Annotated in this window: 15 protein-coding genes; 9 read left to right on the top strand and 6 right to left on the bottom strand. The window is 38.4% G+C overall.

The genetic code is table 11. The features are described from left to right. Positions 1 to 157: 157 nt before the first annotated feature. Positions 158 to 1,645 carry a GH1 family beta-glucosidase gene (locus HDF25_RS02530; RefSeq protein ID WP_184622406.1) on the bottom strand — a complete coding sequence of 496 codons (1,488 nt, stop codon included), beginning with the start codon at positions 1,643 to 1,645 and terminating at the stop codon, positions 158 to 160. Positions 1,646 to 1,999: 354 nt separating this feature from the next. Between HDF25_RS02530 and HDF25_RS02525 the strand changes: the two genes are divergently transcribed. Continuing rightward, positions 2,000 to 2,650, top strand: coding sequence for a DUF6266 family protein (locus HDF25_RS02525; RefSeq protein ID WP_184622404.1), 651 nt, complete (start codon positions 2,000 to 2,002; stop codon positions 2,648 to 2,650). 15 nt (positions 2,651 to 2,665) lie between these two features. Here the strand turns inward: HDF25_RS02525 and HDF25_RS02520 are convergent, their stop codons facing one another. The 3 genes from HDF25_RS02520 to HDF25_RS02510 form a co-directional block, all read right to left on the bottom strand. After that, positions 2,666 to 3,142 carry a YybH family protein gene (locus HDF25_RS02520; RefSeq protein ID WP_184622402.1) on the bottom strand — a complete coding sequence of 159 codons (477 nt, stop codon included), beginning with the start codon at positions 3,140 to 3,142 and terminating at the stop codon, positions 2,666 to 2,668. 79 nt (positions 3,143 to 3,221) lie between these two features. Further along, on the bottom strand, positions 3,222 to 4,037 hold the full coding sequence (locus HDF25_RS02515) for a helix-turn-helix domain-containing protein (RefSeq protein ID WP_184622400.1): 816 nt from the start codon (positions 4,035 to 4,037) through the stop codon (positions 3,222 to 3,224). Positions 4,038 to 4,073: 36 nt separating this feature from the next. After that, positions 4,074 to 5,162 (bottom strand): hypothetical protein, encoded by a 1,089-nt coding sequence (locus tag HDF25_RS02510; protein WP_184622398.1) that lies wholly within the window; start codon positions 5,160 to 5,162, stop codon positions 4,074 to 4,076. A 253-nt stretch (positions 5,163 to 5,415) separates the two neighbouring features. On the opposite strand from HDF25_RS02510, the gene HDF25_RS02505 reads away from it, so the two are divergent. Together HDF25_RS02505 and HDF25_RS02500 are read left to right on the top strand one after the other, a co-directional pair. Next, positions 5,416 to 7,404 carry a phospholipase D-like domain-containing protein gene (locus HDF25_RS02505; RefSeq protein WP_184622396.1) on the top strand — a complete coding sequence of 663 codons (1,989 nt, stop codon included), beginning with the start codon at positions 5,416 to 5,418 and terminating at the stop codon, positions 7,402 to 7,404. Further along, on the top strand, positions 7,401 to 8,339 hold the full coding sequence (locus HDF25_RS02500; protein WP_184622394.1) for a hypothetical protein: 939 nt from the start codon (positions 7,401 to 7,403) through the stop codon (positions 8,337 to 8,339). Before HDF25_RS02505 ends, HDF25_RS02500 begins: the two co-directional genes overlap by 4 nt. 65 nt (positions 8,340 to 8,404) lie before the next feature. On the opposite strand, the gene HDF25_RS02495 is transcribed toward HDF25_RS02500, so the two are convergent. Next, positions 8,405 to 9,790: a M20/M25/M40 family metallo-hydrolase gene (locus tag HDF25_RS02495; RefSeq protein WP_184622392.1), complete on the bottom strand. Its 1,386-nt coding sequence runs from the start codon at positions 9,788 to 9,790 to the stop codon at positions 8,405 to 8,407. 198 nt (positions 9,791 to 9,988) lie between these two features. On the opposite strand from HDF25_RS02495, the gene HDF25_RS02490 reads away from it, so the two are divergent. The 6 genes from HDF25_RS02490 (at position 9,989) to HDF25_RS02465 (ending at position 15,404) form a co-directional block, all read left to right on the top strand. Beyond that, a complete protein-coding gene (locus HDF25_RS02490; protein WP_184622390.1) occupies positions 9,989 to 11,239 on the top strand; it encodes a TPR end-of-group domain-containing protein in 1,251 nt (416 codons plus the stop codon). A 111-nt stretch (positions 11,240 to 11,350) separates the two neighbouring features. Further along, positions 11,351 to 12,091 (top strand): SDR family oxidoreductase, encoded by a 741-nt coding sequence (locus HDF25_RS02485; RefSeq protein WP_184622388.1) that lies wholly within the window; start codon positions 11,351 to 11,353, stop codon positions 12,089 to 12,091. A 126-nt stretch (positions 12,092 to 12,217) separates the two neighbouring features. Next, complete coding sequence (locus HDF25_RS02480) at positions 12,218 to 13,480, top strand: aminotransferase class I/II-fold pyridoxal phosphate-dependent enzyme (RefSeq protein WP_260409299.1); 1,263 nt, start codon at positions 12,218 to 12,220, stop codon at positions 13,478 to 13,480. 2 nt (positions 13,481 to 13,482) lie between these two features. Then, entirely contained in the window at positions 13,483 to 14,142 is a 660-nt protein-coding gene (locus HDF25_RS02475; RefSeq protein ID WP_184622385.1) for a TetR/AcrR family transcriptional regulator, read from the top strand. Positions 14,143 to 14,449: 307 nt separating this feature from the next. Next, a complete protein-coding gene (locus tag HDF25_RS02470) occupies positions 14,450 to 15,064 on the top strand; it encodes a hypothetical protein (RefSeq protein ID WP_184622383.1) in 615 nt (204 codons plus the stop codon). Between the two features lie 67 nt (positions 15,065 to 15,131). Beyond that, on the top strand, positions 15,132 to 15,404 hold the full coding sequence (locus HDF25_RS02465; RefSeq protein ID WP_184622381.1) for a UBP-type zinc finger domain-containing protein: 273 nt from the start codon (positions 15,132 to 15,134) through the stop codon (positions 15,402 to 15,404). Between the two features lie 36 nt (positions 15,405 to 15,440). Here the strand turns inward: HDF25_RS02465 and HDF25_RS02460 are convergent, their stop codons facing one another. Further along, the gene (locus HDF25_RS02460; RefSeq protein ID WP_221450834.1) at positions 15,441 to 15,977 is read right to left on the bottom strand and encodes a DinB family protein; all 537 of its coding nucleotides are present in this window, start codon (positions 15,975 to 15,977) and stop codon (positions 15,441 to 15,443) included. Positions 15,978 to 16,013 lie beyond the last annotated feature (36 nt).

The raw sequence follows: 16,013 nt of genomic DNA, 5'->3' as shown, positions 1-16,013 counted from the left end.
TCACGTTTCATTCCTACCTTTCGTTTCGGCATATTACAGCCGGTTAAAATATTGCTACAACATCAAAACGCTGGTCCAGAGCAGAAAACCTTCATTAGAATATTGTATTCAACAGCATTTATAACGGTAATGTTATTGAATACAATATTGAGCTTAATTATCTTACTTTGTTACTTTGTGCCAGGGCCTTAAAATACCTGGCGCTTTCTTTAGGGATTCTCTCAAGTGTTTTATAATCTACATAGTATAATCCAAAACGAGTATCATATCCGCTAGCCCATTCAAAGTTGTCCATCATACTCCAATAAAAGTATCCCTTAACCGGCACACCTTCTGAAGTTGCTTTTTGCAACTGCGTGAGATAATTACGCATGAACGATATTCTGTCGGTATCATAAACTTGCTTATCAGCCGTTAATTCATCGGCGCCGCTAATCCCATTTTCGGTTATGTAAATTTCCTTTGCATTCCATATTTTCTGTACATTTTTAGGCCCCCAGTAAAGTGCTTCCGGACCCAAAACCTGCCATTCGGAAGTGCTTCGCGGATGTGATTTGGCAAATGGAATTGTTTTATATCCATCAGCATTATTAGCCGCCTGTACGTATTGAGAAGGCATATAAATATTTATTCCTAAGAAATCAAGTGGTGAACTGATAATATTAAGATCTTCCGGGGTAAATATAGGCGCGTCGGCACCTGCATTTTGCAGAAACTTCTCAGTGTATTTCCCTTCCATAATCACGGTAAGGTAGCCGGCATTTGACTCACGCATTGCAATTTCTGAAGCTTTAATATTTTCCGGGGTATCTATAATAGGAACTGGCACATCCAGGTTTTCTGCCAATCCTATCCTGGTGCCTGCATTTCCATTTGCGCGGATGGCCTGTACCGCAAGACCATGAGCCAATAGAGAGTGGTGACGTACCTGATTTAAGTTCCGTGCCGGCAATTTCAGTCCTGGCGCAAACATACCATTTCCATAACCTAACTCTACAAATGTACGCAGCTCATTAATTGTGAAATAGTGTTTTACACGTTCTCCTAAATTTTTAGCTACATAACCTGCATAATCACCGAATGCTTTCGCTGTATCACGGGACTCCCAACCTTTGAATTTATCCTGGATGGCCTGTGGCAGGTCCCAGTGATATAAAGTAGCAAAAGGTTCTATATCATTTGCCAACAGATCATCTGTTAATCGTTTATAAAAATCAAGTCCTTTTTGATTTGGTGTTCCGGTCCCATTTGGAAAAATACGTGACCAGGCAATGGAAAAACGGAATGATTTAATATTCAATTCTTTCATCAGCTGTACATCAGATTTATACCGATGATACATATCGCAGGCCACATCTCCATTGTCGTTATTTTTGATCTTTCCGGGGATATGAGAAAAAGTATCCCATATTGTAGCTCCACGGTTGTCTTCATTAACCGCCCCCTCTACCTGATATGCCGCAGTCGCAGTTCCCCATAAAAAACCTTCGGGAAACATCCGTTCGGAAGATTTTCTTTCATGTTCTTGTGGATTTTTAAAAGAGATGAGCGCTGGGGCTACCGATAACCCAAGAGCTGTGATTCCGGCGGATTTTATAAAATTACGCCTGGCAAAATTTTTAGGGCCATTGTTTCTTATTAGCATATCACTGAGTTTAAGAATGATTGTTTAAGCTGAGGGGTTTCCCGAAAGAATACGCCGTCAAATTGGTTTCATGTAAATGACGAAGGAATTTTAGGAACGTACTGGATACTATAGAAATTAATTTACAGCATTTAAAACAGTAAAAAACCATAAATCGTAATTCACTGACAATCAGTGTTCTGTATAGACTTTGTTCAGACATCGTTCAGACATCATTCAGAGGTCCTAAAGACCATTATTCAGTTTCCACCGAACAAGAGGTACACTACATGTGAATAATTTTATAATAAAAAATTTCTAATGACACTTTTGATTAATATTTTATCTATATTGTAATACTAATCAGAGGTAATTATGGCAATTTTACAGGAAGGCACCGTATTAACAGGAATAAGAGGAAAAATAGGAACCGTTGTAATATATCGATGGAAAGACAAGGTATGCGCCCGCTCAAAACCGGCCACCGCCCATAAGAAAGCAAAAAGAAGCGTTCTACAACAAGCTCAGGCCAATAAAATGAAGCTATTGAGTCCAATTTTAAATGCAACTGCAAAATTTCTTAAGATCGGCTTTAAGCAAAGGGCTCTGGAGCGGAATATCACTGCGAATAATGCTGCTAAATCTATAAATCTGCTGAATGCTATTAAAGGCGAATTCCCAGAACAGGAGATTAACTGGGAGGCTATTTTGGTTTCGGATGGTGAACTGACCAAACCTGAAAATGTGAAGGTAACCATCACATCAAAAACCTTTCATTTTACCTGGGACGAGAATAAAAACATCATTGGATCTCAGAATGACAGAGCTATTATTTTGCTATACGATAGTGTGCAACCACACTTTCATGCCAGTTATAGTGGTGCCCGCAGGTCTGAATTAAAAGATTCCATTTCTCTCTCTTCCTACCAGTTTAAAGGGAAGACCTTTGAAGTATTTATAGCTTTTAAAGATGTAATGAGCGATCAGGTTTCCAGAAGCGTGTATTGTGGACGGTTTAAGACCTAAGACAGCCAACCCGTTTTACTGTGCCTTGTGATTGCTGTTAAACGAGTCTCTGAATATTTTCCAGCCAGCTTTTGTTTTTCTCCACAATTTCAGGTATTTACCATCGTCGAGAAGTTTTCCTTTTGGATCGAAAACCTGCCAGGTTCCTTCCTCGGTTACATATTCTTTACCATCTCCATAAATATTACTCGTTTGGAACCTGACACCTTTAACTTTTCCTGCTGCAAATGTATCTGCGAAATCTTTTTGGAGTGCTTTTCTTCCGGATATAGGGAGCATGTTCGGAGCTAACAGGCAGGCGTCTTCGGTATAAAGGTTGACAATGGACTCGTCGTTTTTCGCAAACAGGTCAAAATAAAGCGTGTTTATATTTTCAATCGCCTTTTTTACTCCTGGTAAACCGGGAGTAGAATTAACCTGGGCCCGGCAATTATCATAAACGAAAAAGAGGGTTATACATACGATTGCTGTTATAAGGTTGTTTTGTTTCATGATGCTTTAATTAATTAGATGAATAATTAAAGCAAAATTGCCACTTGAAAAAGAGTATAAATTGTAAAAAACGGAACAATCAATTATGGAGCGCAACAAAAAGATCGGTTGAACTTTCCGGAGAAAACCGGGAGGGCGTTGAACCGGTAAAAAATCTAAAGTCCTTTATAAAATGTGACTGATCAAAATAGCCACATTGATGCGCGATTGTGGTAAGCGAGGAGTCTTTACCTGCAACAAGGTGAATGCTTTTTTGAAACCGGGCTATCTTACTAAACAGATTTGGGCTAAGACCGGAATAATTTAAAAATATTTTTTGCAGGTAACGGGAGGAGACGCCGTATCGGGAAGCTATTGAGTTAATATTTTCAAAAAAGTCATCTTTGCTTAAGTCACACATGATACTGTTTACCATTTTTAATCTGGTGAATTTATTCATGAAACGTGAAAGCCTTTGCAATAAAAATTCTTCGATTAATTCAATTCTTCGGTCCAGGGATCTAGCGTCCCATAATTTCAAATGTAGCAAGACAATTTCTTTACCTCCTATATCTTTGAAATCAATTACCTGGTCATTAAATTCTTCTATTGGTTCACTAAAAAAACAAGCTGCTGTATGCGTAAAGAACCGAATGCCAAACATGGAATGTTTACCGAAAGAAGTAAAAGTAAATGGCTGAATCGTTTGCCCCCACAACTGCACATCGGGCTTATTTATTAAATCACCATTTATTAGTTGTTGTGGTCCGTCAGTTCCCAGGTTGAACATGATCTCGATAAAGCCTGTCGCAAAAACCTTATCCTGGGTAAATACAGCCGTATCAGTTTCACATACAAAATAACATTGTACATAATTCTTTAAAAAACTATTTGGACTGAATTCTTGATAGTACATACATAACCAATAACTATATCTAAGTTAATATAATCATCAGAAAGACTTCAGACCTTTTTTTTGTCGCCAGAGAAAATAAATTACACAAGCTATGCCCAATATGGCCATAACAATTACAGAAACGGACCACATTAAACGGGTCAATAAATACCTATAGTAAGAAACATGCTTGTTTAAGATATAGTTGGTCAGCGGCTTTAGCCTTTTGAGGGTATCCACTGGATGTACCCCACTATCTGTAAAAAACTCATGTTTCCCTCCTATTTTCGAATACCATACCTTTCCAAGCGAATTCGCGGTCAGGGTATCCATCAAATTTATTTTTCTTAAGTTATTTAAAGTCTGGAGATTCAGCGGGACTAACACTGCATCGTTAATCTTTTCATCACACTTAACGGGTTCATAATGATCGCCTGTCCAATACATACATTCCTCACCAACGGATGGCTGCCTGGCCGTACCAGTTGTATTTCCCCCCAATAAAAAGAAGACACCGCCTCCCAGGAGTAAAAATACCATACTAATTATGAGTGTCTTTTTAATTGAAAACGATCGTTTAATACTTATTTCAAGAACGTTTCGTGAATCATTGGATGCATTTTGCTCACAATCTTCCTGCTGAGCTTCTGGAGTAGTTTTTTCATCTGCCTCTTCTTTACCAACAAAGGAAGAGCTTTCATCCGTATCACTATCTGGTTCCCCTTCCTCCCCTGTATCGGGTTCACTATCCATTCCGTTATCAGAAAATCCACAATCATCTGGCTGGCTGGTCTCTTTTCTAAACCTCCAGTCCTGATAAGAATCAAAATCCATTAACCATGCAATAAGTTTTACGGGTTGGTCATCTCTGATACTTGTTCCATCTCGTAAAAAGCTGACTAAAGGTCTGAATTTATCCAGTTCGAAATTTTCGATACTTCGGACATGGTCGTTATATTTCCTTAAAGGATCGAAAAACAACCTGAGCATTTCATCATCTTTCTTACTATATTTTTCTGCAAGAATTTTAAGACATTCTTTCCTCAACTTCAAACGCCCGAGGCTTTCCAGATTACTGGAAAGTTGATTGGTCTCCTTTTTAAAAAAGTAAAATTCTAATACTTCTTTTTTATATTCTTCAAACATCCGTTAAAAATTAAAGCATAAAAATAAGGTGGAATTTCCGGAATTATTATGGTTTCCCGTAATCCACAAATACACTTAAAGACAGATACTTAATCAAAACACCTTAGTATAAAAATCTAATTACAGATGTACCTGACTCCTGTTCATTTAAATTGATTCAGAACTGCCGGGGCCTTTACGGTTTCCCGTAAATAAAGCATATACGGTGTATATACTTTTGGAGAGTTAAACTCTTAATCAATTCAATCCAAAAATGATAACATCCCAGCAATCTCTTGAGCAAGAAGTCTTGCAAAACAATAAGGAAATCTTTGCACGTATAGTTAAAGAACTGGAAGGTGCAGATTTTGAAATTCTGATTGCCAGCGCCTGGTTTACAGATGATGAACTTTTTGACATTGTAAAAAGGAAGGCTGCTCAGCACATAAACATCCAGCTTATTATTGCAGACAATCAGGAAAATCAAAAACTCAACTTCGAAGAACTGATTGCGCTCGGGGCTTCTGTGACCAGGATCAAAAGTGCCGGCTATGGTAATATGAATCAGAAGTTCTGTGTTATAGACAAACGGATTGCCCTCCATGGCTCCTATAACTGGTCTGTAAATGCAAGAAAAAACAATCATGAAAGTATTATTGTAACCAATCATACCGAAACGGTAGCAAGCCTGATTACTACGTTTAACGATATTCATCAGAAAGCTTCCTCACAGAGTTCTGAAACAATTCCTGAAGAACCCATAACAGCAGAATCCAGGATCGAGAAGCACACTGCCAAAGAATATGCAATTTCCGAATTCACAAACGTACTGGATTCAATGATTGCTTCTGAAATCGGGAATTTTGACCGTACTATTTTAAGCAAACAAGGTTATGAACGGTCGAAATTCAATAATGGAGATCATCAGGTATTAACCAAGGCCCTGGATACTGTTTATTCAATTTTCATCAATGATATTGATGTGGTAGATGATAAAAAAAGGAGATTGATGACCAAAATCGACGAGCAGGAAATCACCAGTATTAATGCCTTTGAAGAAAATCTGAGCTTACAGTTGCAGACTGCAGAAGTGGAGTCAGAAAATGAAGCTTCAAATGCGAAAAACAAGATGATTAACCTGAAATCAGAAGTTGAGAAAAACAAACAGAACGTAGAGAGCATCAATAACAGCAAAATCGCTTTTCATGAGCGGTCATTCAACGAAATCAGGGAAAAAATACGCAATGCTCAACGCGATTTCATCAGTCCGAAGTTCAAATGGTATGAATTTATCCCTGTGCTTTTTGCGAATCTTTGTCTGATAGTTTATCTATTCATTTTTTACTCATCAGCTTGTTATATTTTATTATTTGCAGTAGATGATGCTAAAGCTGCGAAAGCTGCTGGTCTGGAAGCAATACCCATGGAAATATTTAACCCAAAAGCTTTAGGCCTCACATTTGAAAAAGGCGGTTCAGGAATATTTTTCATCTTTCTGTTTGTTAGTCTTCCACTTTTCTGTGCCTTGATCAAGCTCTTTACCAGGAAACAATGGATTATCATATCCATGTTTTTAGTGGGTGTTTTATTGGTGGACACCGCAATAGCCTATAAGGTTTCATCCGCCATTTATCAGATGAAATATGATCGGGGTGACACGAACGTCATATGGGAAATTGAGATGGCATTTAAAGATCCGAATTTTTATCTGGTGTTTTTACTGGGTGCCTTTGGCCTTTTAATATTGAAATTCGCCTTTGAGAAACTGATGTCTATTTTTGATGAACGCAATCCCGATATCGCAACCTTAAAGAACAATTTGCTGATTAGCCACCTGGAGGAATCCATCAAACTGGAAGAGGAAAAAATAATTTTGCTTAAAGACGAAATCTACGCTATAGAAGGAGTCAATATAGATCTGAATGCGCAATATAAAATTACAGAAGTCCTGCTGACATCTATCCCCAGTAAACTGAATCTCCTCAAAGAGATCAAGAAGACCGATTTAATAACTGGCAAACAACACATCCGGGACATTGCTACAATTTACAAGAGTCATATAGAAAACGATTATCTCCCAATTTCTCTGGATGCACTCCGTGACAGAATCAATATTTTTCTGGAGGGCTGGAATGATTATCTGCATGAACATTATTCAATACCCATAGCAATAGAAAAATCAAGAGAGGCTTTTGACACGGCTATCAACTGGCAGAACGAAAAAACAGAAACCTCACAAATTGACAAACGCATAAAAATATGATGAAAAAGCATTTTTTAATTGGCCTCCTGATACTTATGGCTACAGCAAAATTGTCTGCTCAGAAACAGAAAGAAGTTGTTCACTACAATATAGTCTTCGCACCGGATTTATCAAACAGACTAAACCCCAAATTATATCCAAAGGCGGTGAATGATGCCGATATCGTCAATGGTGTACTGGATCAAATCTGGCCCAATATCCTACGGATTAAAAGAGATCAGGGACAACTGGACCACTACAGTGTTGACTTTATCAATAAAGGACTGATTAATATGTACAAAGTAAATACTGATGTACTGACTATTGATTTTCAACGATTTGATAAACAGAACGATAGAATTAATTATATTATGTCCAGAGGAGTACCCCAGACACTGCCCGGAGATATCGGTAAGTTTGCAGCAGAATACCGGAAACTCAACAATAAAGCAGCTCTTTCCAATAACGGAGCCGACATCTGGACCTATTTTAAATCTGGCATTGATGAAAGGATTGTTCTGCCTGAAATACCACAAGGCAAAATAACCCATAGATTCCGCAATATCATGGTTCTGATAACCGACGGCTATATTGAAGCTGGTATTTACAAAAAAGGATATGATTTAAGCTCAGATAAGGTTTCAGAATTCCGAAACGCATTCCTGAAGTCAAAAGAAAGCAATATGGAAACTTTTCTGGCTAAGAATCCCAGGTTCAGGATTAATCCGGCAAAAAATCCATTTTTAAACAATCTTGAAGTCATTGTACTCGAAATGTATGATCGTTCACTTTCCAAAACCGGTGCAGCCACCAAACATCCTACCGATATGGAAATTATGAAAATTATCTGGTCAGACTGGATGAGAAGCTCTGGAGTGAAAAGATTTGAACTTAAACCGATAGCAGGTAATAAAACAGAATCCGTTAAATATGTAATGGATTTCATTAAAAGGTAGGTTTACCGCATCTGGACCATTCATAAAAAAAGAGACCGATGGTCTCTTTTTTTATGAATTTTTGGCTAAAATCCGTGCTGGTCGATCAGATAAATCAGACTAGCCATACTTGCAGCCCCCAGTTCAAGCTCACGTTTATTAACGTTCTCAAATACATCGTTTGAAGAATGATGTATATCGAAATAACGCTGGGAATCCGGTCTGAAACCAATCAGGATAATTCCAGGACGTTTGTCCTTCAAAGGCCCGATATCTGTTCCCGATTCACCGATAATTAAACGATCAGCCTCATAAGGGTTTAGAAGCTCTTTCCAGTTGTTGTTAACTTTCCTGATGAAATCTCTGGATACACCTTCAAAGCTAAAACCGCGTGGGGTAAAACCACCTTCATCAGTTTCTATAGCAGCTATATGCTCCTCTTTGTTTTGGGCAGCCAGCTCAGCGTACTTATCGCCACCATGGTGCCCATTTTCTTCGTTCATGAAAAATACCGCACGAACCGAATTCTTAGGTTTATAATTCAGGGCTTTGAAGATTCGCAGTACCTCGGCAGACTGCATCACACCCGTACCGTCATCATGGGCACCTTCGGCAAGATCCCAGGAATCAAGATGTCCACCAACCGTAATAAACTTATTCGGATGTTCCGTACCAGTTAGTTCTCCCACAACATTGTAGGACAATACATCAGGAAGCATCTGGCAATTCTGCTTAAAATAGAATTTAATCAATGGCAGTTTACGCATTTTCAATAATGCACTCAATTGATTAGCTGCTTTAGTCGAGATAGCTGCGGCAGGTATGTTTTTACCATTTCTATCATAGAATGTAGCACCCGTATGCGGATAATCATCCAGACTTTCAGTTAGCGAACGAACGATAATCCCAACAGCTCCATATTTGGCTGCAACAGCCGGTCCCATGAAACGCTGGTCACCAGCACCTCCATAAGCCTGTCCGGTACTGATAAACTTTGGATCAAAAGGACGGTTAAAGAAAACTATCTTGCCTTTGATCATCTGCTCCCCCATTTGCTCAACCTCTTTAAGACTCTGTACTTCAACAATATTTGCAGTCAGACCCTGTTCAGGTGTAGCAACACTCATCCCCAGAGCTGCAACCGGTACAGCGATACGGTTTTTACCATCTATGATAAAAGCTGTTTCCTTTGCTCCTCTTACCCAGTGTGGCACCATGACCTCCTGAAGATATACTTTGTCAAAGCCATAACTTTCCATCAGTTTTTTACTCCATGAAACAGCTTTTTGAGCATTAGCCGATCCGCTTAAGCGCGGACCAATATTCTTACAGAGGAAACGAAGATTCTCATAACATTTGCCATTGACCAGGGCTTCATCATAAATCTTACGTAAGGTCAGCGAATCCTGTTGAGCATATAGCTGGTTTGCAATTAACAGGACAGAGAAGATAAGGGTTAATTTTTTTTTCATCGTTATATAATAGTTTTTTCCTCCACGAACCGGAGCTGATAAGCATTGTACCCTGTCAACGGATACTAACAGCAAATATATTATTATAAATGAAAGCTCCTATAATCTCCGATGGAATGATTAAGTTTTATTCAGATCGGCGAAGAAAGACCAATCGAAGATCTTGATTCCTGCCATTATTATTTTGTATTTTAGTATATGAAATATTTTAAACTCTCCCTCCTTTTTTGCTTGCTGCTAAATACTGCTGTTTTTGCACAGAACAATTTAAGCAGAACAGCCGATAGTCTTTATAAGGCCAAAAACTATACAGAAGCAGGTAAATTATATCTGTTATCCGCACAAAAGATGGATTTTAAAATTTCAAAAACCGGGGGGTACTATAATGCAGCCTGCTGTTACGCGCTCAACGGACGGGCGGATAGTGCGATGACCTTATTAAAATCGGCTATTGCCTATGGTTATAAGGATCTGGGGAACATCAAAAAGGACTCCGATCTCATGACCCTGCATAGCAATCCGGAATGGGATAAGTTAATTAGTTCTATTAAAGTTGTATCCACCAGCACACACGATCCATATAAGGCAAAACTGGTTACTTCTGATATAAAGAACTTCTGGAAGGCTTATGATCTTGCCCAGACAGATACAGCAAAAAGAAGTGAAATTTACAGAACATATTACATTGATGCAGGAACAGAAGGCCTGCAGGACTACTTTGGTATTAAAGTTAAAACAATGAGAAACTTTCTGGCAACTCATGACCAGAAACCAAATTTTTACAGAGCGATAAGGAAGAACACCTTCAGTGTAGACAAGCTGAAACCTCAAATGTTGGAAAGTATGGTCAAACTGAAACAGCTCTATCCACAAGCTAATTTTCCAAATATCTATTTTGTCATCGGTGCATTTACTTCGGGTGGGACCTCATCTGATAATGGATTACTGATTGGTCTTGACCAGGGTGTAAGAACGCCTGACATTCCGGTGGACGAGCTTACGCTATGGCAGAGGAACAATTTTGCGGAACTCAAAAACCTGCCTAACCTGATTGCACATGAGCTGATTCATTTTAATCAGGAAGGGATGAAAAATGACACCACTTTACTCCATTCTGTTTTAGTAGAGGGTATGGCCGATTTTATTGGTGAACTGATCTCCGGTAAAACTGCCAACAGTCGTCTCCATCTATGGGCTAAAGGTAAAGAGAAGCTTATTTGGGCTGACTTCAAAAAAGAAATGTATCTGAATCGCTACTATAACTGGATAGCAAATTCCAACCAGGAGACTGCTGAAAAACCGGCTGACCTCGGTTATTGGGTAGGATATCAGATCTGTAAAGCATATTACAATAACAGTACGGATAAGCAAAAAGCCATTTCTGATATGCTCAATATTAAAGACTATAATTCTTTTTATGAAAAAAGCGGTGCAGATAAATTATTTTAAAATGGTATATCGCTTTAGCAACTAACAACGTAAAATCACACAAAAATACTTAAATCATTACCATTTTTTCGGGAGCCAATCAATTAACTTTATAAAAAAAACAAATTGATTATGAAAAGTTTAGCCCAAAAAAATGCGATCGTAACGGGTGCAGCTAAAGGTATTGGCAGAGCGATAGCACTTAAACTTGCTACTGATGGATTTAATGTTGTTGTAAATTATGCTAATAGTAAGGCTGAGGCACACCAGGTTGTTGCTGAAATAGAACAAGCTGGCGGCAGGGCTATTGCTGTTCAAGCCGATATTTCAATTATGAGTGAGTTTTCGGAGCTTTTTTCGATCAGTGAACAAGCCTATGGGAAGATTGATGTACTCGTTAATAACGCAGGTGTTTCTCAGATTGGCTTAATTGCAGACAGTACAGATGAGATCTTTGATTATCTTTTTAATACCAATGTCCGGGGAACAGTAAATGGGCTGAAACTATCTGTTGAACGTTTAAACAAAGGCGGAAAGATCATCAATTTCTCCAGTACGGCTGTCGCGGCATCTACACCAGGAATGGGATTATATGCCGGCAGTAAGGCTGCGGTAGAAGCGATTACCAGGATTTTCGCCAAAGAACTCAAAGGTAAAGACATTTCTGTCAATGCTATTGCTCCCGGCCTGATCAGATCCGAGATGTTTTTTGAGGGTAAAACCGAGGAACAAATTGAACTGGCTTCAAAAGCATCACCACTGCAAAGATTGGGAGAGATAGAAGAAATAGCCAATGCTGTTTCATTTCTTGTCAGTGAAAATGCCTCCTGGATAAACGGACAGTCTTTAAGAGTAAATGGCGGGGTAATTTAACCCCTGAGGTAAATCATTTTTTTTAAAAATTCATTTTCAGGAAAATTATTTGCAAATACAGTTAACATTCAGTACAATTGCGCGCTTTAATTTTCGCTCATATCTCTTTAAAAAATAATCTTGAAAATGGATTTCGCAAACGCAACATTTAAAAACTTTGAAAATATAAAAGGGCACGATATATATCAAAGAGCAGAGGTTTTCGGAGAATTCCTTCAGTATATGAAGGATAACGGACATATGAATTACCGTTTACTGAATTCTTCAGGATGTGGGCCGGAGATGTATGTAAATACGGGGGTGCATCAAAAAGAGACCAGTTATGTAAGTTTTGTCTCTAATGATTATCTGGGGTTCACTCAACATCCTGAGGTTAAAGCAGCAGCAATCCGCGGAATTCAGGAATTTGGTACGGGAGCCGGAGCTTCTCCACTGATAGGTGGGCATTTTTCCTATCATGAAGTTTTAGAAGAGAAAATAGCTGCTTTTTTTAAAAGAAGTAAAGACTCATCTATTATATACACCACTGGATATACTGCCAATAGTGCAACATTAATGAGCCTGCTCCAAAAGGAGGATCTGGCTATCATTGATATGGCCGTCCATGCCAGTGTATATGAGGGCTGTATATTAACGAACACCAAGACATTTCTTCATAATCATACCGAATCACTGGAGCGGATATTAAAAGAAGCCAAAGATAAATACAGGACAAAGCTGGTTATCATTGACGGAGTTTATTCTCAGGATGGTGATATGGCTCCTTTAAAAACAATTATTGAGCTGGCCAGACAATACGGAGCCTATGTAATGGTAGACGATGCACATGGTGTTGGTGTTCTGGGAGAAACGGGACGTGGAGCTTTGGAAGTCTGTGATCTGATGAAAGAAGTAGACTTTATTACCGGAACTTTCAGTAAAACATTTGCCAATGTTGGCGGATATGTAATTGCCGATCCTAAAGTAATCGATTTTCTCAAATTTCAGTCCAGGCAGCAAATTTTCTCTGCCACCAGTACACCAGCTGCAGCAGGTATTATCAAAGCCATTGAATTACTGGATGAAGAACCACAATGGCGTTTAAAATTATGGGAGAACATTAATTATTTCAAGAAAGGACTGACTGACATCGGGCTCGACATCGGAATTACTGAATCCGCTATCGTTCCTGTAAAAATAGGTGATCCACATAAAACTGGTGATGCTGGTAAATTATTACTCAAGGCTGGTGTTTATACCAATCCCATACTGTACCCTGCTGTGGCCAAAAAAAATGCAAGAATCAGGATGAGTCTGATGGCTACCCATACCAAAGAACAGCTGGATAAAGCCCTGAATGCATTTGAATATGTAAATCAAAAAATGGATATTACCAGGCAAAGGGTATAAAGATGATCAGAAAAACTACTGAAGGACCAATACGTAACAAAGAAAAAACAAGACTGAAGTTACTTAATGCTGTAGGTGAGATCATCACAAAACAAGGCTATAAAGGCCTTGGAGTAAATAATATTGCTGCTACAGCCAAAGTTGATAAAAAACTGATCTATCTCTATTTCGAAAGTGTCGATAAACTTGTGGAGACCTATGTCCGTCAGAAAGACTACTGGAATACCTTTTCAGAAGGTGTCCATGTCTTAATTGAAGAAAATAAAAGTAACTGCGGACGAGATCTCGCCAGCCAGTTATTAATCGATCAGTTTAACTTTTTCCTCCAGGCTGATGAGATGCAAAAAATAATTCTTTGGGAAATCAGTGAGCAAAGCAACCTGATGCGGGAAATCGCCGATGCCAGAGAAGCCTTCGGTAATGAACTCTTTAAAATAACTGATCCTCATTTCGAAAATACGGACATTGATCTCAGAGCAATCCAGGCAATACTTATCGGTGGTGTTTATTATCTGATTTTACATGCAAAAGCTAATGGCAGTACTTTTTGCGGAATGGACATTAACGAAATCACCGATCAGCAAAAAATAATAAAAAGTCTGAAACAGGTTGTAGAATGGAGCTACAATGAAGCCGAAAAACAGCAAAAAAGCAACTCATAAACAACATCTGCCCTACCGAACCATTCTTTTACATCAGGTTCCTTTTTTAAGATTTAAATCTTACTATAAATCTAGTTGAATTTCCCTGTATTTAACATTGATACAGCCTAATTATAAACGCATTGATTAAATAGATCAATGCGTTTATAATTAGGCGTAAAAATATTTTATTCACTTATCGGTGAAATATATTGGAATACTAACAAATTGTCACTAATCTTGCGCAAGAAGATAAACAATTAAAGAAAAATATCGCCAGACAACAAAATCATCTCCCTGTTTTTTACACCTATTAAAAACATACCCTATGAAAATCATTGATTTCCAAAATGAAAAAACACAGAAAAACTACGTTTCTGTTATTTCCACATCTATATCCAAAAATCTCAATCAGGATAACTTTGGATGTATCATTAAAAACACCCCTGTTGACTCCTTTGATCTTTTCAAATCCATCTGTGACGAAGTGGGTTCCCCTATCACGGAGCAGTATTTCGACAGTGGTACATCGGATAGCCATATGCATGACGTAATCGCTCATTTATGCCTGACCAGTGAAACAAAACGAACTGTACTATGCAAAGTAGATCACATTCTGGCAAGGCTGACCGAAATTGAAATTGATGTCCTGAGTAGTCCCATATTTGAATTTAGCTCAGGCAGAGCTGCTGTGTTAACACAGCACGAAGGTCATTATCGACTCCGTTATAATGGCGAAAGTATAAATACCACTACCCTGCTGTATCTTGCAAAGGATATTCTCAAAAAACTGGAAGATATTATCGTTGAAGCCGGTGAACAATATATTCTTAATCAGGGGGATTGTTTAGTGATTAATAATCATCGTGTAGTTTACAGTAAAACAAACTTTTCTAATGCGGGCGGACGTTTGTTTAAAAGTGTGAGGTTATATCAGAAATAAGAAGAGTTTCCGTTTTATCATTCTTCTTGTTTCTATTCCTTAACTTTAGTTAACAAATTCAGAAGAAATGAACGAACAAAAACTTTGCGAGCATCTCAGAAGTATTGAAGAGGTAAGAATCAGTAAAGATTATGTTTGCGAGGAATGCATCAGGCAGCATACAGAATGGATGCACCTGCGCACTTGTCAGACCTGTGGAGTTACACTTTGCTGTGATAATTCACCAGAAAAACATATGACCAAACATTACCATAAAAGTAAACATCCGGTTATAGCCTCTGCCGAACCAGGAGAACGCTGGCTCTGGTGTTATCCGGACGAACAATTTATAGAATATTAAAAATGCAGCTGGAATATCTCCCAGCTGCATTTTTTTTTATTTACCGTGCACATTATAAAAATTATAATCTGTCATCGGTGCATCTGTAAAACCCAGGTTACGGCCTATTGTGATAATCTGTCCACGGTGATAGGTTCCATGATTCATTACCTGCATTACGTAATCAAAATTCTGGAAATCACACTGAAACCATGGGTTGACAACTAGAGTATTATCCACTAACTGTTCCTCATTCATTGCATTGACATAGTCTGCCAGCGCAACCGATTGCTCCAAAAAACCGACATAAAGGTCATCAAGCGTTTGATATTCAGCAGACTCAAATTGGAATTCAGTTTTATTCAAAACAGAGAACCAGTACCTTTCAGTTGCCTGGATGTGTAATAAGGTTAGTTTAATACTTGGAAAGCTTGACAACACCTCCTGTTCAACCAGTGCTTCCGGTTTTGTTCTGAGCCAACCGACCAATGTCGCATTTGCCCATAGATTATAATTCGAATAGTTTTTCATCAGACCTACAATAGTTGATTGTGTTGTCGTTGTATCTGATTTTTCAATAGTTAAGTTTCCCATAATTTACAAGTTTCTTTTTTGATTGATGTAAAGGTA

The organism is Pedobacter cryoconitis (assembly GCF_014207135.1).
Taxonomy (GTDB): domain Bacteria; phylum Bacteroidota; class Bacteroidia; order Sphingobacteriales; family Sphingobacteriaceae; genus Pedobacter; species Pedobacter cryoconitis_D.
The sequence above is the reverse complement of the archived record's forward strand: the minus strand, read 5'-3'. Positions and strand labels throughout refer to the sequence as shown.